Consider the following 23888-nt stretch of genomic DNA (forward strand, 5'->3'; position numbering starts at 1 on the left):
GTTCAGTTCCACGTGTGAAAACCCTGTCCTGTCTTGCGCCCCAACTCACCGCGAGCGACCTTCTCCCGCAGCAGTGCCGGAGGAGCAAATCGATCACCGAGCGTGCTCGCGAGGTGTTCGGCGATCGCCAGGCGCACATCCAGCCCGACAAGATCCGTCGAACGCAGCGGCCCCATCGGATGCCGGTACCCCAGTTCCATTGCCCGGTCGATCGACTCCGCGTCCGCCACACCCTCTTCGAGCATCCGGATGGCTTCGAGCCCGAGACCGACACCAAGCCGGCTGGTCGCAAAACCAGGTGAGTCGTTGACGAGAACCTCTGCCTTGCCGAGCATCGACACCCACGCTCGCACCGAGTCGATCACCTCGGGGCGGGTGTGAGGTGCCCGAACGATCTCGACCAACAGCGACGCCGGGACGGGATTGAAAAAGTGCATACCGATGAATCGTCCCGAGTCCGTCAGTGCTGCGCCGAGTTCGGCGATCGACATGGAACTGGTGTTGCTGGCGATCACAGTGTGTTCGCCGGCAACGGTTTCGGCAGCGGCGAGAACCTCGACCTTGAGGGCCGCGATTTCCGGGACCGCCTCGACGATCAGGTCGAGCGACGCCGGCAAGGAGGTCACTGCGTCCACGACGCCCACGCGCGCCAGCACCGTCGCGGGGTCCTGGCCGTCGAGCTTCCCTCGCTCATGGGCTCGATCGAGGCCGGTGGACACACGCTGCACCGCCGCTTCGGCGTCTCCACTCTCCGCGATGGTGACCGACCCGCCGAGCGCGGCGAACACCTGGGCGATACCCGCTCCCATGCGTCCACCGCCGATGACGCCGACGGCCTTCGGCGCAACTACGTCAGTCATGATTTCTTCTCCAGGAAGGCCGTCATGCGATCACGCTTGTCCGAACTCTCGAACAGGACGGCTTGGGCGATGTCGTCGGCAAACGGATGGGATCCTGGCGCGTCGACGATGATCTTCGTCAGCCGCAATGCCAGCGGGGACAGTCGGGAAATACGGTCGAGCAGCCTATGTGCGGCATCGACATGGCAGTTCGGTTCGGTCACCTCGACAACCAGGCCCGCTCGTAGCGCCTGCTCGGCGTCGAGGTTCCTGGCACCGAGGAGCACCTGCTTCGCGATCGAGACGCCGACGAGCTTCGGCAGCCGATAACTCGCGCCGGCGGCCGCCATTATCCCGAGATTGGGCTCAGGATTACCGAAGACCGCCGTCGTCGTCGCGATGCGAATGTCGCAGGCATAGGTCAGCTCGGCCCCACCGCCGAGCGCGTACCCGCTCACCGCGGCCACGGTGGGAAGCGGGAGCTTTCCGATGCGGTCGAACAGCGTGCGGTTGATACCCGCAAACGCTTCGTCTCGGCCGCGCTCACGGAGCTCTGCGATGTCGGCACCACCAGCGAAGTGATCTCCGCGCCCGGCAAGCAGGAGCAGCTTCGGATTCTGTTCGAGGTGCCGACAAACCTGGTGCAGTTCGTCGATCATTTCGGCGTTGATCGCATTGCGTTGCGCGGGCCTGTCGAGGGTGACCACGACGCGATCCTCACGCTCGTCCACGTGCAGGGTGTTCACATTCACTCCTTCTCGCTGTCATACATTAATAACCGAACATTCGGTCGTTTGGCAATAGCGAAATCGAGGATGATGCACAGCTTTGTCCGAACTGAGAAGATGGGGACATGACTACGGCACGCCCTACTCGACGCACCGGCCTCCCCGGACGTCCCGGCTACGACCTCGATTCACTCCTCGCCGTGGCCGTGAAGGTGTTCAACGACAAGGGCTACGACGGCGCCAGCATGGAGGTGCTCGCCAAGAAACTCGGCATCACGAAGTCCTCGATCTACCACCACGTGTCCGGAAAGTCGGAACTCCTCGAACTTGCCCTTTCCCGTGCACTCAACGCACTGTTTGCGGTCACGACCGAAGAGGGCGCCACCACCGGCCCCTACATCGACCGACTCGAATACCTGGTCCGGCGCAGCGTGGAGGTGCTGGTAGCAGAGCTTCCGTACGTCACCCTGCTCCTGCGCGTCCGCGGCAACACGACGGTCGAGCGGGCCGCGCTCGCCCGTCGGCGCGAATTCGACAACTTCGTCGGAGGCCTCGTCTCGTCCGCCGCAGCGGAGGGCGACCTGCGTCCGGACATCGAACCCGCCCTCGCCAGCAAGCTGATGTTCGGCACCGTCAACTCGCTGATCGAGTGGTACAAACCCCGAGCCGGTGAGTCCGTCTCCGACATTGCCGACGCGGTCGTCGCCGTCACTTTCGACGGACTTCGCAAGGCCTGACTCCAGGCAGTTCTGCCGAATCCTTGACAACGCGGCGTTACCGGGCGATCGTAATTACCGACCGAACGTACGGTGAGATGGAGATGTCGTGAGCAGACTGTTGGAAAGCTATGTGGCCGGTCGCTGGTACGCCGCACCGGACGCAGGTACCGCGTTGCCGAGTGCAGTGGACGGATCCGAGGTGGCCCGGATCTCCGCCGCCGGCGTCGACCTCGCCGAGATGGTTGCGTACGCACGCGAGGTCGGCGGCCCCGCACTGTCAGCGATGACCTTCCACGAACGCGCCGGCGCACTCAAGGCTCTGGCTCTCACGTTGATGGCAGGAAAGGCCGAGTTCTACGCGCTCTCCACCGCCACCGGTGCGACGACGCGAGACTCCGGGGTGGACATCGACGGCGGGTTCGGAACGCTGCTGAGCTACGCGAGCAAGGCTCGGCGCGAATTGCCCGACAGCACAGTATTTCTGGACGGCAACGTCGAAACTCTGGGCAAGGGCGGAACTTTCCTCGGGCAACACATCTACACGTCACGTCGCGGTGTCGCCGTGCAGATCAACGCGTTCAATTTCCCAGTGTGGGGATTCCTGGAGAAACTGGCGCCGGCATTCATCGCGGGTGTGCCGTCCATCGTCAAGCCTGCCAGTTCCACGGCATATCTCACCGAACTCGTCTTCCGGCGCATCATCGAATCAGGCTTGCTCCCCGAGGGTTCCGTCCAACTGCTCTCCGGTAGCGCACGCGGACTCCTCGATCACCTCGGCGGGCAGGATTCGGTGGCCTTCACCGGATCCGCCGATACCGCCGCAACACTGCGCGCTCACCCGAACGTCGTCGGCAAGGGCGTCCACTTCAATGCCGAGGCCGATTCGCTCAACGCGTCGATCCTCGGCGAGGATGCCGTACCCGGAACTCCCGAATTCGATTTGTACGTCAAACAACTCGTCACCGAGATGACGGTCAAGGCGGGCCAGAAGTGCACAGCGATCCGGCGCGCGCTGGTCCCGGCCGCCCTGGTCGACGCCGTCGTCGATGCCGCATCCGAGCGACTGAGCAAAGTGATCGTCGGGCACCCCGATACCGACGGTGTCACGATGGGGGCGCTCGCCAGCATCGAACAGCGCGACGAAGTCTTGAAATCCATTCGCGGCCTGACGAAGTCGGCGACCATCGTGTTCGGAGACCCGGAGAACCTCGACGTGGTCGGTGCTGACGCCCGGTCCGGAGCCTTCCTTTCACCGATTCTCCTGCGTGCCGAGGACAATGCGCTCGAGGTGCACGAAGTGGAGGCATTCGGGCCTGTCAGCACCGTCATCGGTTACAACGGCATCGATCATGCGATCGAGCTCGCGGCCCGCGGTGAGGGCAGTCTCATCGCCTCGGTGGTGACTGCCGACACGGACGTCGCACGTCGACTGGTACTGGGCCTGGCAGCTTTTCACGGCCGAGTTCTCGTCCTGAACCGCGACGACGCCAAGGAATCAACCGGTCACGGCTCTCCCCTTCCAGTGCTCGTACACGGCGGCCCAGGCCGCGCCGGCGGAGGTGAGGAGTTGGGCGGCATCCGCGGAGTTCTGCACCACATGCAGCGCACCGCGGTTCAAGGCACACCCGACGTACTCACCGCGGTCGGCGAGCGCTGGTTCACCGGGTCTCAGCGCACCATCGGATCCGAGCATCCTTTCCGAAAGAGTCTCGCCGAGTTGAAGATCGGCGACACGATTGTCGGCGGTCCGCGCCAGGTTACGCTCGCGGACATCGATCATTTTGCGGAGTTCACCGGTGACACCTTCTACGCGCACACCGATCCGGTTGCCGCCGCCGCGAATCCACTTTTCGGTGGCATCGTCGCGCACGGATATCTGGTTGTCTCGCTCGCTGCAGGCCTGTTCGTCGACCCGGCTCCCGGCCCGGTTCTCGCGAACTTCGGCGTGGACAGCCTCCGATTCCTGACCCCGGTCAAAGCCGAAGACAGCCTGACCGTCACCCTCACAGCCAAGACCATCACACCCCGCAGCAGCGCCGACTACGGTGAAGTTCGTTGGGATGCCGTCGTGGCGAACCAGGACAGCGATCCGGTCGCAACGTACGACGTCCTGACGCTGGTAGCCAAGACTCTCCCCGAAGGGAATTGAAAGCACATGACCTATCGCGTAGCAGTGTGTTACGGACGCCCCACCGATCCGGAGGCATTCGACAAGTACTACAACGACATCCACATCCCACTCGTCCGCGCGGTACCAGGGTTGTCGGGCTTCACGTTCAGCACATGCTCGTCCATGGATGGCTCCGATCCCGTCTTCTACGCCGTCGCCAACCTGGTCTTCCCCGACCTCGAGACCATGCAGAGCGGTCTGAAGTCACCGGAGATGCGCGCTGCCGGAAAGGACGTCGCGAACTTTGCCACCGGCAAGGTCGACATGTACGTCCAGGAAGTTGTCTCGGTTCTCTAGACCCCTGCAGTTCTCTGATCCCACAGGAGTTGTCTGATGAGTACAGGAAGCATCACCGCCAGAGAGATGTTCGACGCGGACCAGGCGTCTCGGGCGCTCGGTATCGAGATTTCCGAACTGGCGCCAGGTAGCGCAACCGTGACCGTCACGGTGGGGGAGACCATGGTGAACGGTCACGGAATCACACACGGCGGCTATGTTTTCCTGCTCGCGGACACCGCGTTCGCGCTCGCCTGCAACGGTTACGAGGATTCAGCCGTTGCAGCGCGCGCGGACATCCGATTTCTCCGTCCAACACGTCTAGGTGACACTTTGACCGCCGTCGCGTCCGAGAAAGCACGAGGGGGCCGGAGCGGGATCTACGACGTGACGGTTCGCAGTGGCGACACCGTCGTGGCCGAGTTCCGCGGCGACAGTCGAACCATCTTCCGGTGATTTTCAGCCCACGACGGGAAGCTCGAGGGGACCGGACCCGTCGGCGAAGATCGTCACCGGCATGCCTTGCAATCCCCCACGGAAACTGATGTCGCCACCGGTGATTGCCAGGCGAACAGAATGCCCCGGCTCGAACCGATGCACTATCGCCGGCATCGTCACCGGTACCGGCTGCGACGGATCACTGATGCGGACAGGTGCGATAAGCCCGTTGATCAGTGACGACGTCCCGTCCGGTGCCACGTCGTAGAGCTTCGCGAACACGACCGGCTGCCCAGGCGCCGCAACACGCAGCGTCACGGTGGGAGCTCCCACCACGTCCATCGCCTCGGACATCGGCGCAGTGGTCCACAGCGCCTCGGTCCCCGGAATCTGTGCATTCGGAATGTTTCCGGTCGGATTGATATTGAGCGGCTCGACGCCCGTCGGGAGCCCACCCGGTGCAGTGACAATCGTCTTCGAACCAGGTACCACCGGCGCACCGTCCGGCAGCAGTCCCCCGTCAGCGGACAGTTGGAAGGCGCGGGCGGTCCCGACATCGACGGTGTCGGACGTCGCGTATGCCGGCGCCGCGTTTCCCTCGTAGTCGATCCAGTTACGGAAGTACGCGAATTCCGGGCCGGTCTCCGTGTTCTCGTCCTTGAGGTAGTGATCGAACCAGTCCATGAAGCGACCGGTTTCGTACTGGGCGTCTTCGTCGGGTGCGGAAAAGCTGAATTCGCCCGGCGCAGCGGCCAAGTGGCTGTGTCCCCACGAATGCCAGATCATCTTGGCGTCGACGCCACGCGCTGTCAATGCGTCGTAGGTCGCGGTTGCCTCGTTCAGATCGAACAGGGTGTCTTGTTGTCCTTGCGCAAGCAGCACCGGGATATTGATCCGGTCGACAAACGACGACACCGACGACGCTCGGAGCTCACCTACTACTGGCGGTCCGATGTCGCCCGTCACCACCGCCTCGGCGATCGCGTTGCACATGTACGGCACGTAGTTCGGGCAGCCGGGAAGTCGTGAGGGGTCGGCGATGTAACCGTCCACACCGGGGTTTGCAATGCCGGCGCCGAAGAGCAGCGATGCAAAGAGCACCTTCGCGGCTCCCGGTTCGACAGTGGATACACCGGAGATGATCCCGGTACTGTTGGGCGCCAAGGAATACGAGAGGTCGTTCCAGGTGATCATGGGGATGATCGTGTCGATGCGGGGATCGACACTCGCGGCGGCGAATTGAATGCCACCGCCGTAAGAGCCACCCGTCATGCCGACCCGCGGGTCGTTCGTCGACGGTGCACCGTTGTGATCGACGGGGTCCTGCACCACCGCGGTGAGCGCCGGATAGGGCTGCGTCAGAGCCTGATCCATGTACGCAATTCCCTCTTGGCCGCCGAGGAAACTGACCAACTGCGAAGCCGCGACGCCGTCGTATGCGGGAGCGTCGAGTGTGATCTTGCAACTCGAGCCGCCGAAGCCCAATCCCGAATACGTCAGTCCGACATACCCGTTCTCGGCGAAGTTCTGCAGAGCGGGAATCTGATCCTTGTACGAACCACCGAACCCGTTGGTGGTCAGGATCGCGGGAGCTGGGTTGTCTGCATCGACGCCGTCGGGAACAAAAAGTTCACCGACGACGGTGCACGGCGTCGAGAACTCAGGCCCGACATCGACCGAGAAGTACAGTAGCTGTGACGAATACGAGCCGTTCGGTGATTCCGCGAGCGCCGACGGCGAAAAGCCGAGGGCACAAACCACGAGCGTGACGACACTGATCGCTATTCTCCGGCGCACCTGAAAACCGTACACCCGGATCTGTTCTCCACCAGTCTAATCGGGTACGTGGCGCCGAAGTTTCCACAGCAACAGTTACGCCAGGCCGGATCGACGTCTACTTGACCGTCAAGGTGCCATGCATGCTCGGATGATAGGTGCAGTGGAACGTGTACGTTCCCGGCTCGTTCGGCACCGTGATGGTTTCCGTCTCACCAGCTTCGATGTCCTCGTTGAACAACCCCGCGGTATCGGACGTAACCGAGTGCTCGACGGTGTCGTTGTTCTGAATGGTCAGTACTTGTCCAGGCATCACCGACTCCGGCGTCGAGTATTCGAAGCCGCTGATCACGATTCCCATCGACGACGCTCCCGGCGTCGACATACCCAGAGGCATGCTCGGCATCGACATGCTGGTCGGCTTGCTCGTCATCGTCATGCTGGTCATCGCCATACCGTCGTGATCTGCCGAATCGTTGTCCGACGAATCGCTGTTATCACTGCACGCGGTCAGTGCGAACACCGCCAGGATCAGCGCTGCGAGCACTGCGAGAATCCGCTTCATTGCTTCGCCTCCTGCTCGTTCCCCCGCAGTCTGCTGATTACCCGCCGCCTAGAGGGCCAAACAGCTCCGATGTGGTGCCTGCGACGCTGATAGTGCACCATTTCTGCACCAGCTCCACTCGCGGACCGACACTGAAGGACACAGCACAGATGGCCAAGATCAAAACGTCGAAGGCAGCCAAGACGAAGGCGCCGGTAGCTTCAAAAGCACCCGTGGCGAAGGCGCCCGCAGTCCTCTGGAAGGACCTACCGGACGAGCACGACTACCCGGCGGCCCGCGATTACCTCCAGTTGGGCGCGACACCGGTCCATGTCCAAGCTCTCGTATACGCCCTCAAAACGGCGACGCTGGTCTCGAAGAAGGCCAAGGACATCCTGCGGGCTGCTGGGCTCCCTCTGCTTCCGGTCGACAACCCACACGTGGCTGCCGACCTGAAGAAGATCCGTAAGGGGATCGCGCTGTCACCGATCCTGCTGGTGCAGGGAGACTTCCACGCCGGCGTACCGGCGCAGATCGCCGACGGCTATCACCGTGTCTGTGCGAGTTACCACGTGGACGAGAACACCGCCATCCCCGCGAAGATCGCGCCCTCGACAGTTACCTCGTAGGTCGTCGATGACCTTCGGCATCCTTGCCCTCGTCGCCCTGGCCGGCATTCTCGGCCCGCTACTCGGCGCCCGCGTCAGCTGGCATGTCCCCGTGGTGGTCGGTGAACTTGCCGCCGGGGTCGTCTTCGGTGTCACCGGTTTCGGGCTGCTCGACTCCTCTGACCGGACGTTCACATTCCTGGCCGATATCGGGTTCGCGCTCACGATGATGGTGGCCGGCTCGCACGTCCCGGTCCGCGATCCGGCAGTTCGGGCGGCAATAGGCAAGGCTGCTGCTCGCTCGGTCGTCGTCGGGCTCCTGTCGGTTGTCGCCGGCTACGGTGCGGCGACGGCATTCGGCACCGGTCACGCCGCGCTGTACGCGGTCCTGATCGCGTCGTCGTCCGCAGCGTTGATTCTCCCCATCGTCGATTCGCTGGCGCTCGGAGGAACCTCGATTCTGCAGATGACGGCCCAGGTCGCGATCGCGGATACTGTCTGCATTGTCGCGCTGCCGTTGGTGATCGATCCCGACAATGCCCCTCGCGCCGGTATCGGCGCACTGGCTGTGGCCGCGGTTGCGGTTGCCTTGTTCTTCGTACTGCGAGCTTTTCATCGTTCCGGCCATTGGCGAAAACTCCACAAGTTCTCCGAGAAACGAAAGTTTGCACTCGAACTCCGGATCAATCTCGTGATCCTCTTCTCTCTGGCGGCGCTGGCGTCGAGCACCCACGTGTCGATCATGCTCGCGGGCTTCGCCTTCGGGCTCGTTCTTGCCGCGATCGGTGAACCCCGCCGCCTCGCCAAACAGCTCTTCGCGATCACCGACGGCTTCTTCGCTCCCCTCTTCTTCGTCTGGCTGGGAGCGACGATCAATCTGCGCGACCTCGCGACCCATCCGTCCGCCATCTGGCTCGGATTGGCTTTGGGCGGCGCAACTCTCGTAGTTCACGCAGCGATACGAATCCTCGGCCTACCGCTCCCCTTGGGAGTGCTGTCCGCCGCACAACTGGGGGTGCCCGTTGCCGCAGTAACGGTGGGTACCCAGCTGGGGGTGATGGGCGACGGTGAACCCGCTGCCATCCTCCTCGCCGCCATGATCACGATCGGTGCAGCAACGCTGGCGGGTGCTGCCGCGTCGAAAGCTGGTCTCACGAAGCCTGCTTGACCGCGGCCCTCTCCACCGTCAGCAAGCTCTCCTCCGAATGTTCGGCGTGATATGCCGCGCCGCCGCCGCGGGTACCGAAGAGTCGCTTGCTCCAGATCAGCCACACGACGGCAGCGATGTTCACCAGCAGTAACCCGGCCCTCAACCACGTGATCTTCTCAGTCAATTCGTAGATTTCGAGGGGCAGGAACAGGCCGGTTGCAATCACCGCGAAGTACTCGCCCCAGCGTTTGACCATCCACAGTCCGACAGCCTCGATCACTTGAAGGCCTGCATAGACCAACAGCCCGACCGCGATCCAGGTGAGCGTCGTCGCCGACAAGGAAAACGCCTGCTCGATGTGATGGACCAGTTTCGAATCGTCGATGTTCCAACCCAATTGACGGGCCAATGGCCTGATCAACGGTAATTCGTTCTCGAAGGCGTCCTCGACGCGTCCCTTCGACGATCTCAGTTTGAACACACCGATCGCCAGTAGAACCAACCCCAGAGCGCGAAACATTCTCTCGGTGGCGAGAAGTCGCATGATCAACCTGTCGCGAAGCAGCCGTCCCCGCGGAACCTCGGGGGCGGCGTCCGCCGGTCCGGATGCTCGGGGCGCTCCCGGGACGAAGTTGCCGCAACGTAGGCACCGCCACGCCTGACCCACCGCAGTATCCACATGTAGCCGATCCCGCAGTTCCAATTCGTCCGGAGCGTAGATCTCGTGACCGTGCCAACTGCACGAGCGCAATGCGAAGTCCACAGGTGAACTCTATGCCGCATATGCCCGGTAGCGTGGATACCCGCTGACCGTGCACTTCGAACGACGAGGATTCCGATGACTACCACCAAGATCGAAACCCGGCATGGCGTCATGGCTGTCGACGACAGTGCCACCGACGGTTTCCCGGTTGTCTTCATCCACGGAAACTCGGCCAGCCGCTCCATCTTCCGCCATCAGGTCGACGCCGACTGGGCCGGCGGCTATCGCATGATCACTCTGGACCTACTCGGTCACGGCGATTCCGAGGACGCGAGCGATCCCGAAGGCGCGTACACACAGAACGGCTACGCCGACGCCATCGTCGATGTTCTGACCGAACTCGGCGTCGAACGGGCCGTGGTTGTCGGTTGGTCGCTCGGCGGACACATCGCCCTCGAGTTGATCGCGAAGTTCCCCGGGCTCGCTGGAATCGTCATCACCGGTACGCCGCCGGCCAATCCCGAGACGCTGGGCGACGCGTTCAATGCCGGCGACGGATTGTCCATCGGCGGCACCGAGGTCATCACCGAACAGGAAGCCGAACTTTACGCTCGGATGACCGCAGTTCCCTTCGAACAGGCGGCCCTCGACGCCGCGATTCGCACGGACGGTCGCGCGCGCAAGATCATGTTCGAAGCATTCGGCGCGGGCCGCGAATCAGATCAGAAAGCTCTCGTTGCAACAGCGGCCGTGCCGCTCGCGGTGATTGACGGTGCCAGGGACCCGTTCGTGAACACGTCGTATGTCGCGTCGTTGACCTTCGCGAACCTTTGGGAGGGCACCTATCACCTCATTCCCGGAGTCGGGCATGCAGCATTCTGGGAAGCCCCCGACGTGTACAACCCACTGTTGCAGCGCTTCCTCGGCAGTTTCGCGCGATAGCCGAAATTCTGAAAGTCGGCTGTCTGTCGCGGCCGGAATGGTCCAATACCTCGTCGCGCTGGGCGTCGTTCTCGGCGCTTACGGTGTGAAAAAGTCTCGCACGCCAAAAGTCGGATCGTTCGTGACTGTCTCGGACAACGTGCACAGCAGTTCGGTCAACGCTTGAAAAAGGCTTCGAGTGAACTCCCTGCTCGATCGGTTGCACTCTCGCCCAGAAAAATCTTCAGACGGTAAAACCGATCGATCAGAAATTTTCTCTTTATCCGAATTCAGGGCAAAATAGACAGCATGCCGAGAACTGTCATCGCCTCCGAAGGGCACAGTTCTTGGCGAACCCTCCAGGAATGGTTCAACGAACCACACGACTACGAGTGGATAAAGCACCAGAGATCCGGCCGAGCGATCATTCCGATCTTCCGGACCTTGCTCGGAATTATGACGATGATCTTCGGGCTTTCCGCTTTCTACAAATTGATCGGACCGGATACACCGCCGACCACACCTGGCAAAGCACTTTCGGTTTTCATGATCTGCATGTGTGTGGCAATCGCGGCGTGTTGGTTCACTCAACCGTTTCCAGGTCGCCGGGGCCTGCTTGCCTTCGGGATATTCGCAGATCTCGGGATCGCGGCCGCGGTACTTCTGGTGCCGGATCGCTCGTCCGGGACGTTCGGTTGCATCGTCTTTGCGGTCACCGGAACCTTTGCGACGCTTTTTGTCAGCGCAAGATGGCTTGTCGCTCATGTCGTCTGGTCGACGACTGTCACGACTGCTGTATTTGTTCTTGCATACCTACAAGGCGAAGTCGATATCACGACGCTTCTCGCTCGCGGCACCGTCCTTTTCGGAGCTGTCACACTTGTTCCCATTTTTGCGCACCTGACCTGGCGGACTCTGTACCGCGATGCCCAGTATTCGGATCGTGATCCTCTTACCGGACTGTTCAACCGTCGGGGGCTCGAGGGGGCAGTCGGCGACCTCTTCGAGAGCGCCCGAGATGATTCTTCTTGTCTCGCTTTCATCGTCGTCGATATCGACAAATTCAAGACGGTGAATGATCTTCACGGTCACGCCGAAGGCGATCATGTCATCAGAAGAACCGCGAACCGGTTGAGCACACATCTCGGGGAACGCGGCGTTATCGCTCGAACAGGCGGAGAAGAATATCTGGCTGTCATCGCCGGAGAACCCGAATCTACGACCCTGTTGATCGAAGGGATAATCGCGGCGCTGTCGGATCACTCCGACGACATCCCCACCACGGTGAGCGTCGGAGCTGTGATCATGGCCGCCGAATCGAAGGCGTGGAGCGGCGGTGCTTCCGCAATCCTGGCCGCGACAAATGTCGCGGATTCGATGATGTATCAAGCAAAAGCGGCAGGCGGCAATACCATCCGCTCGGCTCAGATCTGATTCACAGCCACGTCAACGGGTGAACGCTCCGACCGGATTCGGTGTCGGTTGCCGCCAGATACACATCGACGCGCTCAGCCGTCAGAGCCTTGCTGATGTGATAGCCCTGGACCAGGTCGCAGCCGACCCACTGAACGCGGCGAAACTGCTCGATGGTCTCGACTCCCTCTGCCAACGACTTCATGCCCAGCGCCGCGGCCAATTCGACGATGGATTTCACCACGGACATCTTCGGATCGTCCGAGTCCGTGACCAGCATGCGATCGATCTTGAGAACGTCGATCGGAAGTCTCTGGAGCGTGGCGAAAGACGAATAGCCGGTGCCGAAATCGTCGAGTGCGACGGTGACACCGAGTTCACGCAGGTTGTAGAGATCCCGGATTGCCCGATCGTCCACAACACCCGTCTCGGTGATTTCGAGTTGCAGCAGATGCGGAGGCAAACCCGAATCCGTCAGAGCCTTCTTCACCATCGCACCGAACTCGCGCGACACCAACTGCACAGGTGAGACATTGACCGAGACGCCGATTCCACTCGGCCACCCCGCAGCAGCAGCGGTCGCCATCGCCATTGCCTGCGCGCCGAGGGGGATGATCATTCCGGTTTCCTCTGCCACCGAGATGAACTGACTGGGCCCGATGAGGCCGCGACTGGGATGGTTCCACCGAAGAAGAGCCTCGAAGGCCACCACTTCACCGGTCTGAGTGTCGACCTGGGGTTGGTAGTGGAGATCGAACTGCCCTTCCTCGATCCCTCTGTCCAGCTCGTGCAGCGCTGTTGCCCGCGCTGATGCCCGCGCTCGCAGTAACGGCGAGAACTTGCCTACTCGATTCCGTCCCGTCGACTTTGCTTCGTACAGAGCCAGATCCGCCAGCATCACCAGTCCGTCTGCGTCGGTGGAATCCTCGGGTGCGCTGGAGTAACCGATCGTGGCCCGCACCTCGATTCGATTGCCTTCGACGAAGAACGGCTCATGGAGCACTGCCAGGTACCGATCGAAGATGACACCGGGATCGTCGCCGGCCGAGGTACAGACGATAAGCCCGAATTCGTCGCCGCCCATCCGCGAGCACATGTCCGAACCGATGACGTCCCGCAGACGTTTCGTGACTTCGAGAAGTAATTGGTCCCCGATCGGATGGCCGAGGGTGTCGTTCACCGATTTGAAGTTGTCGAGGTCGAGAATCCCGACGAGAACCTGCTTCTCCGGCACCCGAGATTCGATGGCCTCCTCGAGCGCCACACCAAAGGCACGACGATTCGGCAACCCCGTCAGCGAGTCGGTGGCGGCAAGTCGAAGGATCTCCTGCTCGTGGACATATCTCTCCGTGATGTCGGAACCGACACCGCGCCAACCCAGAATCACCCCGGATTCGAGGACTCGGGGATTACCGGAGAGTGACCACCAGCGTCGCTTACCGTCGACGTGCACCGGAACGACGATGTCCCGGAAAGGCGCACCCGATTCGAGTTTGTCGATCATCTGGGCCGCGGCCGCACGCCCCTCCGGACTCGACGCGATCTGGAGTCTGGTGAGGAGTTGTCCGAAGGTGAGTTGCTGTAACTCGTCCACCGTCATACCTGCGACCTCGGCGAGACGTGCCGAGGTGTGGGAGAACCTGCCGTTGGTGTCGCACTCCCACAGCCAGTCGCGGGAACCGCCCTCGAAACCGTCGAGCAAAAGTGCCACAGTCTGACGCTCGGATTCCGCCTGAAACTCTGCGAGACAACGTCGCTGGAACGAGGCCGACAGATATACCGCCCCCACAGTGAGCGCAAACATGTAGATGCACAACTGAATCGCAAGTACGCGAAAGTGAGATTCGGCGTGGACGATGAGAACAGTGAATACACCGAGGCCGTGAATGAAGATCCAGGTCAGGCTCACCGATCTCAGACTGGAGAACGTCACGGTCCCGGCGCCCATGATTCCTGCCATCGTCGAGATCAGAACCAAGTCGCGGAAGACGTCCATGTCGTGGAAAAGCAGGGCAAAAAGTGCGACGTCGAGGCTCGCGACCACGATCACCTCGAGGAGCAGACCCGCGTAGTCGTAGCGCGGTGTGTGTTTCGACGGTCGCCAGCGAAGGGGAATCCAAACTCGAATCGAATTCGCGAGGACAAGAAAGATGAGCGCGCCAACCAGCCACCTGAGCGTCTGACGTCCGGGCGGAACGGTATACGCCAGAATCACCATCAAACTCGCCATGTACGCAAGATTGGCGAACGGTGCGACGGCCGCAGCTTCGTCGAGCCGACGGCGAAACAGGCTGTTACAGTCGGCCTCCGAAGCAGGATCTTGCCTACCCAATCGACTCAGACGGTTCATCAGCGAGGCATCCTCACATCTGCGCAGGCGCCATCAGCGGGCGTCGAAACCGCTCGCCTGCCCATCCGAACCTCCCCTGGCTCCCCACCGAACCCTTATCCGGCGAAACGTCAGTGTTTCAGACTCGCTGCCTGTTTCTCCACAACGGTAGCCATCTGACGAAACGATTTTGTGCAGATCACTCTATCCCGAGGTCGATTGACCGATATTCCAGGACGACAAATGATTGCTGACTATTAACTCGATGCGCGCTTGGCGCCGACCGCGACGCGGGGAATACGAGCGGTGGGGAACAAGGCTGCGATCGCGAGCAGCGCTGCCACGGCAAAGGCGACACGCAACGCGTCCAGCCTGGCATCTTCGTTCACATCCACGATCGCGTCCGCCGTGGATTCGGCGACGCCGGCATCACCGAGAGCTGATCGAAGTTGCGTCGTCGACAAGAAGGGCACGCCCGAGGCCAGGTCGGTGCTCGCTTGCTGCTGCACCGAGGTCGGAACTGCCGGATTGTCTTCGATCCCGGCAATCGCTGATGTCGTGAGAGTGGCGAGGAGAACCGATCCGATCAGCGCGGTCCCCAATGATGCGCCCAGGTTCGTGGCAGTGTTCTGCAGCCCCCCGACCTCGGTACTGCGGTCGTCCGGGACCGCCGACACGGTGACCGCTCCGAGCTGCGAAGACAAGCAGCCCAAGCCGAAACCCATGAACAGCATGGGGATCATCACGACCGCCGGGTTGGCACCGGGGTCCATGCCCGCCACGAGCATCAAGATGCCGAAGATCATGACCACCAATCCGACTCGAACCACCCGCCGCGGGTTCGCCGTAGGCAGCAACTTCGGAATACCGATCGCAGCCAACACGAGCGCCGCCGACAACGGCAGGATGCGAACTCCCGTCTCGAGGGCGCTGAGTTCCAGAACTACAGACAAGAACAACGGGACCGCAAAAAACACGCCCGCCTGGACCAGAAACTGCGCGAAGAACATGGAAAGCCCGCCACTGAGCTCGCGGTTTCGCAGCATCGCCGGATCAAGCAACGGCTCCTTCCCCGCAGCGGCCAGGCGCCCCTCCCAGCGCAGGAATCCGTATACGACAAGAAGGCCGGCGATCAGCAGCCACACCACCGGGGAAAGCCCCACCAGCTGTGGCCCGTCGGGTTTCGCCTGGACCCAACCCCACTCGCTCGAACGCAGAACAGCGAAGACGATCATGCCCAGGCCCACCACAGACAGGACCGATCCGAAGTAGTCGAGGCGCGACTTCGACGGTGGGACGTCGACCACCTTGCTGAGCACCAGCAAGATCAGGACAACGATTACGACTTCACCGACGAACACGTAACGCCATGACGCAAATGTCGTCGCTGCGCCGCCGATCAGCGGGCCGACAGCCACAGCCATCGCGCCGGCCGCAGCAACCAGACCGTAGGCCGCCGGACGCTTCTCCGCAGGAAAGTTAGTGGCGACAAGCGCGACGATCGCGGGCATGATGAGCGCCGCACCGACGCCTTCGAGGAACGACCATCCGATCAGCAGGACCGCGAGATTGGGAGCGAGCGCCGTTGTCAGAGAACCTGCGCCGTAGATGACCAAGCCGAGCGCGAAGGCTCGGCGACGACCCATCATCGACCCCACCTTGCTGCCCGTGATCATCAGAGTCGCCATGACCAGGGTGTACAGCGTAATCGCGGTTTGAATGCCGGTAATGCTCGTGCCGACGTCCTCGGCGACGGTTGCCATCGAAACGTTCATGACCGAGCTGTCCAAGGTCATCAGGAATTGGCTGGATGCCAACACCGTGAGAACCAGTCCCGAACCCGCCTGCGTAGTCGAACCAGCAACCTGTCCGTCACCCATCGTGCGGGTGTACCCGATGCTCAGGTCTCCGAAGCAGACCGGTCAGTGCTGTTCGAGAGTGAGCTGATCCGCCCAGGCCGATACGTCCCCGCGTTCCAGAGCCACCGCCAGCAGATCCGGAAACTTGTCCGGCGTGCACGCAAACGCGGGAATGCCGAGGGCACTGAGCGCCGCCGCATTGTCGTGATCGAACGACGGTGCCCCGTCGTCCGAGAGCGCCAGTAGAACCACGACTTGAACGCCGGAGTTCTTCATGGCGGCCATGCGGCGCATCATTTCGTTGCGGATACCGCCCTCGTAGAGGTCGGAGATGAGGACGAACATCGACTCGGCGGGACGCGAAATCAAGGACTGGCTGTACGCGATCGCGCGGTTGATGTCCGTACCCCCACCGAGTTGGGTCCCGAACAGGACATCGACCGGATCGGACAGTTTGTCTGTCAGATCAACGACGGCGGTGTCGAAAACGACGAGCGAAGTCTTCAGTGCCTGCATCGATGCCAACACCGCGCCGAACACTGATGCGTAGACGACGCTGGACGCCATCGAACCCGATTGATCGATCGCGAGGACCACGTCGCGCTGCACGGATTTCGACTTTCGGCCGTATCCGACGAGCCGCTCCGGGACGACGGTTCGATACTCCGGAAGGTAGTGCGACAGATTTGCTCGGATGGTTCGGTCCCAGTCGATGTCGCGCAGCTTCGGATTCGAAGTTCTGGCCGTCCGATTGAGTGCGCCGGTAACTGCAGCCTTCGTTTTCTGCGCGATTCGCTCCTCGACTTCGCGAACCACCTTGCCGACGACCATCCGAGCAGTTGCCTTGCTGGCCTCCGGCATGACCTGATTGAGGCTGAGGAGGGTCCCGACCAGGTGCACATCGGGCTCGACCGCGTCGAGCAGTTCCGGTTCGAGCAGCAATTGGGCCAAACCCAGGCGATCTATCGCGTCCTTCTGCATCACCTGCACCACCGTGCTGGGAAAGTACGTCCGGATGTCACCGAGCCATCTGGCGACGGACGGCGCAGACGCCCCCAATCCGGCTGAGCGGCGCCGCCCCTTGCTGGGGCCGGACGAGTCGTAGAGCGCTGCAAGAGCTGCGTCCATTCGACGCTCGCCCGGCAGACCGAGACCACCCGTCGACTCTTCGGCGGACTCCCCGAGCATCAATCTCCAGCGTCGAAGGCGCTGATCGTCGCTCATGCGCCCACCCCCAAGATGTCCGCAACGACCGCCATTGCCGCTCTGCCGCGTCGAGCATCGGTCTCCACTGTCGTTTCGACGCGTCGGCCGCCGCTGACCGCCTGACCGATCGCCCGACGTTCCCCGGCTTCGAAAGCTCCGAACGTGCGTCGAAGCAACGGAAGCGTGTCGATGAAATCCTGCTCACGAAGTTGGCGAACCCAGGTGTCGATCAGCGTGAGCAACGCTCGATCGTGAACGAGCACAAGTCCTCCTCCGCCGAGAAACCCGTCGACCCACCCAGCCTTGGCTGTTGGCGCGCTTCCCACCGAAAGGGCCCGAGACAAACGCTGAGCCGCAGCGGTTTCCGTAATGGAACCGCTGTCGCGCAGTAGCCGCACCATCCGGCCGACGAGAAGTCCGTTCACGTCGTCACGGTCGATCACCCCGGCCATCGCCTGCAACCACCGTGCGCTCGCAGCGCTGTCGTCACGGACCATGACTGCCGAGTGCACCTTGTCGAGGTGATCGCGAAACTCCTCGGCGCTGGGATCGTCCAACCCGGTGACGGCGACTGCGAGGCCGGTGCAAATGCGGATCAGCAAGCTGTCGGCGACGTCGATCAACGCCGACGCATCGGTTCCGCGCACGTCGCCGTATCGCAGTGTTCGGGTCAGCGTGGGCAGCGCGGCCATCAGATGTGACACGTCATGATCCAGTGCTGCAACCGTTTTCACGCTTTCCAGCACTGCGGACAGAGCGGCGGGAAGGTTTGCCAGCAGTGAGTTCTCCAGCAGTTCGATGAGTGAAGCGAGAGTGATTTCCGGTTCGTGAATCTTCGAGACGACGCGCGAGGCCGCCGCTTCAGCCACCGTCGTACCCCACAGCGACGCCTCGATCACCGACACCGAGAATTCGGGTTTCCATTGCAGTGCCCAGGTTTCTCGGAAAGTTCCGGTGGAACGGACTTCACTGTCGGCCGGAGTCCCCCAATCGATCTCGAGAATTCCCAGTCGGTGCAGGAACTGGGAACGCTCGACGTCGATGTCGCGTCGCAGGTCCAGATCGAGATTCTTTGCCCCCGCTTGTTGTTTGAGCCGCAAAGTCTTCGAACGCGCGCGCAGGTCTGCTTCGAGCGGGACTGTCGGCGTCTCCTCGGGCACCGCGCCCAATGCTTCGCCCACGACGAGTCTCCGCGTGATCAGATCCAGGAGAACATCGTTGCCGTCGCACATCACCGACCTCGTGGCCTCGGTGACCTCCGACAATCCCGCCAAGGGGCGAGAACGCAGTGCCGCCAACGTGTCTGCCAACCGGACAGCCTCGATGACGTGGGCACTCGAGATCGGAAGGTCCTCGTCTCTGAGCACCCGGGCAACTTTGGTGAGCCACCGCGTGATCGTCTTGTCGTTCGCGGTGAACAGGTGGTGGTACCACCCCGGCGAGGTGATTCCGGCGCCGTAACCCGACGCCGACGCAAGGCGTGAATGTGTCCAGGGAACCCATGTCAGCGAGGTCTTGACCTTGGACATTCCTTTGAGAATGCGGGCATCGGGGGCCGCGGGACCCAAGGCTCCGACCAACGCCGGCGCGTGCCAGGCACCGCAGACGACGGCGACCCTCTCTGCGCCTTCTTTCAACGTCTTTCGCAACACTTGGCGCATGTATGCTTCGCGGTGCGCTGTCTCCTCGTCGATCGGCACGGTTTCACGCAGCGCCTCCATCGCCTCGGTGATCGCATCGAAAGAGTCTGCACCCAAGCTTGATTCGATCACCGAATCCCACCAGCGTTCGGTATCGTCGAAACCCGCGGCCGCGGCCAGTTCCGCCAGAGGGTCGCCGTCGCGCGTAGTACGAATCCCCTGATCCGCCAACACGTTGAACGCGGGCAGGTCACAGAAACGTGCCTGCACACCGTTGTTCGCAGCCCACTGCAGCGCTTGCCATTCGGGCGAAAACACCGCAAAGGGCCAGAAAGCCGCCTTCGACGGTTCGCCAGTGGCGTACGCGAGCAACGCAATCGGCGGTTCCATCGACTCTGATGCTGCCAGCATCACCAACGGGTCTGCATCCGAAGGTCCTTCGATCAGGACGACATCGGGTGAAAACTCTTCCAGGCCTTGCCGAACCGAACGGGCAGATCCCGGGCCGTGGTGACGGATACCGAAGACCTTGACACGGAGGTCCGGAATGGCGATGGTCACCCGGTGACCTCGCGGCATGCCCGGTAGAAGTCGGACCACTCTCCGCGTTCACGCACGACGGCCTCGAGATACTCGTTCCACACGACCTTGTCCGCGACCGGATCCTTGATCACCGAACCCAGAATTCCGGCAGCGACGTCGGACGCCCGCAACACGCCGTCCCCGAAATGCGCGGACAGCGCCAAACCATTGGTGACTACCGAGATCGCCTCCGCCGTCGAGAGGGTTCCCGACGGGGACTTCAGCTTGGTGCGGCCGTCGGTGGTCGTTCCCGATCGTAGTTCCCGGAACACTGTGACGACCCGGCGAATTTCCTCAGCCGCTGCGGGGGTCGTCGGCAATTCCAATGCTGCGCCCAGCTGTTCGACTCGGCGCGCCACGATAGCCACCTCGTCCTCCTCACTGGCCGGCAACGGCAGGACAACGGTATTGAACCGTCGACGCAATGCCGACGACAGATCGTTGACACCGCGATCACGATCGTTGGCGGTTGCGATCAGATTGAAGCCCTTGGCTGCCTGCACCTCGATGCCCAGTTCCGGCACCGGCAACGTCTTCTCGGAGAGAATGGTGATGAGCGCGTCCTGCACGTCGGCGGGAATACGCGTCAACTCTTCGACGCGAGCGATCTTCCCGGTTTCCATCGCGGTCATCACCGGAGAATGCACCAACGCACCTGCCGTCGGTCCTTCCGCGAGTAGGCGGGCGTAATTCCAGCCGTAGCGGATAGCTTCCTCGGGAGTACCGGACGTACCTTGAACCAGGAGCGTCGACGCGCCCGAGATTGCCGCCGAAAGATGTTCGGAGACCCAGGTCTTGGCCGTTCCCGGCACACCCAAGAGCAGTAGGGCCCGATCGGTGGCAAGAGTTGCGACGGCCACTTCCATCAACCGCCGGGGACCGACGTACTTCGGCGAAATGACCGTTCCGTCATCGAGAGTGCCACCCAACAGATACGTCACCACGGCCCAGGGCGACAAGTTCCACGACGGCGGGCGCGGGCGAGTGTCCTGTGCGGCCAGCGCCTCGAGTTCGAGCGCGTACTCCTGCTCTGCGTGGGGCCGCATCAGCTTTGCCGGTTCCGCGGCGGGCACGGTTACGCTGTCAGTCACTTGAGCTCCTCGAGCAAAGTCTTGCGGTGGGTGATGGCACTGGCCGTTCTGGCGAAGGTTTGCCGCCAGTCCGGGTCACGAGCACGCTCCGCCGCCCGGTCCAGCAAAGTTACTGCGCTGTAGGGAAATCGAGTCTCAGCCAGGCGCAGCGAGGCCACGTACTTGTAGCGTGAGAATTCGCCGGCCTTGGCGCCCCCGTCGGCGCGTCTGGCCGCAACTCGTTCCCACTGGCCCACGACTGCCCGAGTGATGTCCTCAGGCCATGCACCTCGCAGAGCGTCGTAGATCGCTGCCCGACCCGGGTGCAGAACATTGGCGTCCCCGTTTCCGGACCGCAACAGATCTGCCAGCGCCTTCGCGGGCACCAGCGGGAGAAGTCGACGATCGGTGGCCACACCGCGCGTGCGAAAGAGTTCCAAGGCCCATTCCGCATTATTCTGCGCCACTGCAGCATTGGACCAAGCGTCGTGAAGGATCCGCTCCCAACCTTCGTCGACACTCATCCCCAAAACCTTGTCGGGTCCACCGATCATGTTGTTCCACAGAGACAAAGGCGCAGAACTGATCGCTTGACGGACGTACTCGGCGCGATAGTCGGTGTGTGGATTCGGCCGGTCTTCGATGCCGTCTCGCTTCGCCGCTGCATCGACTTCCTCGGGCGGCACGATGACAAGCGTGGACCGAAGGAGTTTCCGTTCCACCCGCACCCATTTCCGAACCCGAGCAGCCATTCTCTCCCCGAACTCCGATTCGGAAAGTCGTCCGAGTACCTCCACCGCTGCGCGTCGCACGTCCTTGCGACGGTCGTCGAGGGCTTCCTCCAACAAGGGTTGATCATCCGTGCTCAGTCCGTTTGCCAGCGCCGAGACGAACGCAGCCTTCTGTTCGCCCCGCTCGGTGCCCCACGACTTTCGGAGTTCGGCCAGCGCCAGCGCGGGATCTGTTCGACGAGTGTCTATCAGCCACTGCGTGCGCTGGGACGGACTTCCGTGACGCCACACGTCCGGGTTTGCATCCCTGGTTCGAACGAGCTTGCTCCACTCGGGGTTTTGCGCGGCAAGCCAGCGACCCCGCTCGCCGACTAGCTGAAGAATACTCTCGCGGTGAGTCTCGCTCGCCCGAGCAAAGGAAAGCAGTTCGGCAACAAGATGATCAGGCGCACGGTAGTTGTGCCCCAACGCGACGGTGAACCATTCGTCGAGCAAGGTCGCCTTGGCAGCGAGCATCGACAGCAGATGTGCGGATGACGATTCCGGCAGGGTGAATCGCACATCGTCCGAAGCAGGCGGCGGCACCGTGGCCGTGGTGGAGCCCGCACCGCCACGGCGGTACGCCCGCTCCAGCGCGGCTGCTGCGAGAAGCAACTCGGCAGGATCTCCGTCGAGTTCGCGAGCGCAGGCGCGGACGTCAGCCGGAAGGTCCTCGAATGTTGTTGCCGTTCTGGCCGTCCCGAGAAGCGCAGCCGAGATCAAGGTGCTCACAGCACGATCACCTGTCCTCCCGTGAAAACCGAGATCGGAGTAAGAGCCTGCGCATTCCACGTTCCGCAGACCGTGACCGTGTAGCCACCGGAAATGCCGAGCAATTTCCACAGTAGGCCCGAATCGCCCTCTGCCCGAATCGCTGTGCCCGATTCGTCGACGAGAAACCAGGCACCGTCGACGAACGAGGGGACCACCGAACTGATCACTGCCGGCCACGAGCGCAGCCATGGATCTGCCGCGAGCGCATCGGTAAACTGCTGCAACGCAGCGTCGATGCTTCCGGACGGCATGGTCGTGAAGGGCTCCGGTTCGCCATGCGTTGCCCCCAACCGGGCGCGCAAAGTCGACGCACCGGGATAGAAATGAACATCGGCGTCGACCAGAAACCCGACTGGCGGCGTTTCAGTGGAAAAGTTGGGTGACCCGTGGGAGAAGTCGAGCAGCATGGCCCAACGTCTCGAATTCCTGCCGAGCATCCACACCGTTCGAGTGAACAGGCGCTTCTCCTCGGTGATCCCGAAACCGAGAACCATCCAGTTCTCTTGCACCGGAGTCGATTCCATCACGCTGTCGGTGGAGACGGGATAGCCGACGTGCGCTTTCACCGAATGGGCAAGATCTTCCGGCAGCTCGCGCAGCTTCTGATGCGCAGCGACCAACAGGCGCAACCGAGCCAACTCGTCGAGGACTTTCTCGGGCCAGTTTTCGTTAGACGCAACGGTTCCCGCCAATGCTCGAAGCGTGCCTGCAATACCGGGCGCCTGAGCATCCACCATTCGAGCGGCGACTGCGTCGAGGCCCGCCCAGGACGTGTCCATCGCCGCCAGACCACTCCGGATCTGATCGGTGATCCACAGGTCCAATTCGACGAGACCACTCGCAACGCGGTCGGCGCGCTTCTGCGCTGTTGCCGGGTCGAGAGTCTTCTTGGGTGCCTCGTCGCCGGTGGTCTCGGCGCTGGTATCGGCCTTCTCCTCACGGCGCAACAACCACTCGGCAGCGAAGTCGGCCGGCTCGTCCGCCGAAGGCACTCGCCCTTCCGACCATTCCACCAGCAGCCCCAGGGCGTGTTTGCACGGAAACTTCCGACTGGGGCACGAGCACTTGTATGCAGGGCCGCGCAAGTCAACAACAGCTTGATACGGCTTCGAGCCGCTTCCCTGGCACAGCCCCCAGAGCGCGAGACCCTTGTTACCGGCGTGGCTCCACGATCCAACCAACTTGCGCGCAGCTGCCAGCGATGCGGCGTCGGGAGCTACCGATGCCACCTGCCCAGCTGTCCACGGCGAAGTCACTCGACCACAGTATGACAACCCGCTGACATCGCAGAGTCAGGTCGATTTTCCACAAAAGAAGCCTTGACTCGAACGCATGTTCGAGTATGCTTTGGGGAGGGGATCGGGGGATTCAAT

Annotated in this window: 20 protein-coding genes; 8 read left to right on the forward strand and 12 right to left on the reverse strand. The window is 62.3% G+C overall.

What is annotated here, in order from left to right; all coding sequences use genetic code 11:
- Positions 1-2 precede the first annotated feature (2 nt).
- Both QM716_RS18420 and QM716_RS18425 read right to left on the reverse strand, forming a co-directional pair.
- Positions 3-860 carry a 3-hydroxyacyl-CoA dehydrogenase family protein gene (locus tag QM716_RS18420; protein ID WP_283305459.1) on the reverse strand — a complete coding sequence of 286 codons (858 nt, stop codon included), beginning with the start codon at positions 858-860 and terminating at the stop codon, positions 3-5.
- The gene (locus tag QM716_RS18425) at positions 857-1585 is read right to left on the reverse strand and encodes an enoyl-CoA hydratase/isomerase family protein (RefSeq protein WP_283305460.1); all 729 of its coding nucleotides are present in this window, start codon (positions 1583-1585) and stop codon (positions 857-859) included. The genes QM716_RS18420 and QM716_RS18425 overlap by 4 nt, the downstream gene beginning before the upstream one ends.
- A gap of 107 nt (positions 1586-1692) precedes the next feature.
- On the opposite strand from QM716_RS18425, the gene QM716_RS18430 reads away from it, so the two are divergent.
- From QM716_RS18430 to paaI, 4 genes are all read left to right on the forward strand, one after another.
- Positions 1693-2304 (forward strand): TetR/AcrR family transcriptional regulator, encoded by a 612-nt coding sequence (locus QM716_RS18430; protein ID WP_019745762.1) that lies wholly within the window; start codon positions 1693-1695, stop codon positions 2302-2304.
- 88 nt (positions 2305-2392) lie between these two features.
- Entirely contained in the window at positions 2393-4435 is a 2043-nt protein-coding gene (gene paaZ, locus QM716_RS18435) for a phenylacetic acid degradation bifunctional protein PaaZ (RefSeq protein WP_283305461.1), read from the forward strand.
- A 6-nt stretch (positions 4436-4441) separates the two neighbouring features.
- The gene (locus QM716_RS18440) at positions 4442-4753 is read left to right on the forward strand and encodes an EthD family reductase (RefSeq protein ID WP_283305462.1); all 312 of its coding nucleotides are present in this window, start codon (positions 4442-4444) and stop codon (positions 4751-4753) included.
- Positions 4754-4789: 36 nt separating this feature from the next.
- On the forward strand, positions 4790-5188 hold the full coding sequence (gene paaI / locus QM716_RS18445) for a hydroxyphenylacetyl-CoA thioesterase PaaI (RefSeq protein ID WP_283305464.1): 399 nt from the start codon (positions 4790-4792) through the stop codon (positions 5186-5188).
- A 3-nt stretch (positions 5189-5191) separates the two neighbouring features.
- Here the strand turns inward: paaI and QM716_RS18450 are convergent, their stop codons facing one another.
- Together QM716_RS18450 and QM716_RS18455 are read right to left on the reverse strand one after the other, a co-directional pair.
- Entirely contained in the window at positions 5192-6982 is a 1791-nt protein-coding gene (locus QM716_RS18450) for a CocE/NonD family hydrolase (protein WP_502942081.1), read from the reverse strand.
- 82 nt (positions 6983-7064) lie between these two features.
- The gene (locus QM716_RS18455) at positions 7065-7511 is read right to left on the reverse strand and encodes a cupredoxin domain-containing protein (protein WP_283305466.1); all 447 of its coding nucleotides are present in this window, start codon (positions 7509-7511) and stop codon (positions 7065-7067) included.
- Between the two features lie 149 nt (positions 7512-7660).
- Here QM716_RS18455 and QM716_RS18460 point away from each other — a divergent pair, with 149 nt between their 5' ends.
- Positions 7661-8119, forward strand: coding sequence for a hypothetical protein (locus tag QM716_RS18460; protein WP_283305467.1), 459 nt, complete (start codon positions 7661-7663; stop codon positions 8117-8119).
- Positions 8120-8126: 7 nt separating this feature from the next.
- Entirely contained in the window at positions 8127-9266 is a 1140-nt protein-coding gene (locus QM716_RS18465; protein WP_283305468.1) for a cation:proton antiporter, read from the forward strand.
- Here the strand turns inward: QM716_RS18465 and QM716_RS18470 are convergent.
- Positions 9250-10011, reverse strand: coding sequence for a DUF2127 domain-containing protein (locus QM716_RS18470; protein ID WP_283305469.1), 762 nt, complete (start codon positions 10009-10011; stop codon positions 9250-9252). The two genes, QM716_RS18465 and QM716_RS18470, sit on opposite strands and share 17 nt — an antisense overlap.
- 75 nt (positions 10012-10086) lie before the next feature.
- Here QM716_RS18470 and QM716_RS18475 point away from each other — a divergent pair, with 75 nt between their 5' ends.
- Together QM716_RS18475 and QM716_RS18480 are read left to right on the forward strand one after the other, a co-directional pair.
- Positions 10087-10893 carry an alpha/beta fold hydrolase gene (locus tag QM716_RS18475; RefSeq protein ID WP_283305470.1) on the forward strand — a complete coding sequence of 269 codons (807 nt, stop codon included), beginning with the start codon at positions 10087-10089 and terminating at the stop codon, positions 10891-10893.
- A gap of 288 nt (positions 10894-11181) precedes the next feature.
- Entirely contained in the window at positions 11182-12306 is a 1125-nt protein-coding gene (locus QM716_RS18480) for a GGDEF domain-containing protein (protein ID WP_283305471.1), read from the forward strand.
- Position 12307: 1 nt separating this feature from the next.
- Here the strand turns inward: QM716_RS18480 and QM716_RS18485 are convergent, their stop codons facing one another.
- The 7 genes from QM716_RS18485 to QM716_RS18515 form a co-directional block, all read right to left on the reverse strand.
- Complete coding sequence (locus QM716_RS18485; protein WP_283305472.1) at positions 12308-14635, reverse strand: putative bifunctional diguanylate cyclase/phosphodiesterase; 2328 nt, start codon at positions 14633-14635, stop codon at positions 12308-12310.
- A 236-nt stretch (positions 14636-14871) separates the two neighbouring features.
- On the reverse strand, positions 14872-16494 hold the full coding sequence (locus QM716_RS18490) for an MFS transporter (RefSeq protein ID WP_283305474.1): 1623 nt from the start codon (positions 16492-16494) through the stop codon (positions 14872-14874).
- 42 nt (positions 16495-16536) lie between these two features.
- The gene (locus QM716_RS18495; protein ID WP_283305475.1) at positions 16537-17697 is read right to left on the reverse strand and encodes a VWA domain-containing protein; all 1161 of its coding nucleotides are present in this window, start codon (positions 17695-17697) and stop codon (positions 16537-16539) included.
- A complete protein-coding gene (locus QM716_RS18500) occupies positions 17694-19898 on the reverse strand; it encodes a DUF5682 family protein (RefSeq protein ID WP_283305477.1) in 2205 nt (734 codons plus the stop codon). Before QM716_RS18500 ends, QM716_RS18495 begins: the two co-directional genes overlap by 4 nt.
- Positions 19877-20947 (reverse strand): ATP-binding protein, encoded by a 1071-nt coding sequence (locus QM716_RS18505; RefSeq protein ID WP_283305493.1) that lies wholly within the window; start codon positions 20945-20947, stop codon positions 19877-19879. The genes QM716_RS18500 and QM716_RS18505 overlap by 22 nt, the downstream gene beginning before the upstream one ends.
- A gap of 41 nt (positions 20948-20988) precedes the next feature.
- A complete protein-coding gene (locus QM716_RS18510) occupies positions 20989-22473 on the reverse strand; it encodes a DUF5691 domain-containing protein (RefSeq protein ID WP_283305478.1) in 1485 nt (494 codons plus the stop codon).
- Positions 22470-23771: an SWIM zinc finger family protein gene (locus tag QM716_RS18515; RefSeq protein WP_283305479.1), complete on the reverse strand. Its 1302-nt coding sequence runs from the start codon at positions 23769-23771 to the stop codon at positions 22470-22472. Before QM716_RS18515 ends, QM716_RS18510 begins: the two co-directional genes overlap by 4 nt.
- Between the last annotated feature and the right edge of the window lie 117 nt (positions 23772-23888).

Origin of the sequence: Rhodococcus sp. IEGM 1409 (assembly GCF_030056735.1) — a bacterium.
Lineage (GTDB): Bacteria > Actinomycetota > Actinomycetes > Mycobacteriales > Mycobacteriaceae > Rhodococcus_F.

What these genes read in the sequence shown, in the direction of transcription:
- QM716_RS18460 (WP_283305467.1), top strand. Translation starts at nt 7,661, where the DNA reads ATGGCCAAGATCAAAACGTCGAAGGCAGCCAAGACGAAGGCGCCGGTA.
- QM716_RS18465 (WP_283305468.1), top strand. Translation starts at nt 8,127, where the DNA reads ATGACCTTCGGCATCCTTGCCCTCGTCGCCCTGGCCGGCATTCTCGGC.
- paaI (WP_283305464.1), top strand. Translation starts at nt 4,790, where the DNA reads ATGAGTACAGGAAGCATCACCGCCAGAGAGATGTTCGACGCGGACCAG.
- QM716_RS18430 (WP_019745762.1), top strand. Translation starts at nt 1,693, where the DNA reads ATGACTACGGCACGCCCTACTCGACGCACCGGCCTCCCCGGACGTCCC.
- QM716_RS18505 (WP_283305493.1), bottom strand. Translation starts at nt 20,947, where the DNA reads ATGCGGCCCCACGCAGAGCAGGAGTACGCGCTCGAACTCGAGGCGCTG.
- QM716_RS18480 (WP_283305471.1), top strand. Translation starts at nt 11,182, where the DNA reads ATGCCGAGAACTGTCATCGCCTCCGAAGGGCACAGTTCTTGGCGAACC.
- QM716_RS18440 (WP_283305462.1), top strand. Translation starts at nt 4,442, where the DNA reads ATGACCTATCGCGTAGCAGTGTGTTACGGACGCCCCACCGATCCGGAG.
- QM716_RS18455 (WP_283305466.1), bottom strand. Translation starts at nt 7,511, where the DNA reads ATGAAGCGGATTCTCGCAGTGCTCGCAGCGCTGATCCTGGCGGTGTTC.
- QM716_RS18485 (WP_283305472.1), bottom strand. Translation starts at nt 14,635, where the DNA reads ATGAACCGTCTGAGTCGATTGGGTAGGCAAGATCCTGCTTCGGAGGCC.
- QM716_RS18495 (WP_283305475.1), bottom strand. Translation starts at nt 17,697, where the DNA reads ATGAGCGACGATCAGCGCCTTCGACGCTGGAGATTGATGCTCGGGGAG.
- QM716_RS18500 (WP_283305477.1), bottom strand. Translation starts at nt 19,898, where the DNA reads ATGCCGCGAGGTCACCGGGTGACCATCGCCATTCCGGACCTCCGTGTC.
- QM716_RS18475 (WP_283305470.1), top strand. Translation starts at nt 10,087, where the DNA reads ATGACTACCACCAAGATCGAAACCCGGCATGGCGTCATGGCTGTCGAC.
- QM716_RS18490 (WP_283305474.1), bottom strand. Translation starts at nt 16,494, where the DNA reads ATGGGTGACGGACAGGTTGCTGGTTCGACTACGCAGGCGGGTTCGGGA.
- QM716_RS18420 (WP_283305459.1), bottom strand. Translation starts at nt 860, where the DNA reads ATGACTGACGTAGTTGCGCCGAAGGCCGTCGGCGTCATCGGCGGTGGA.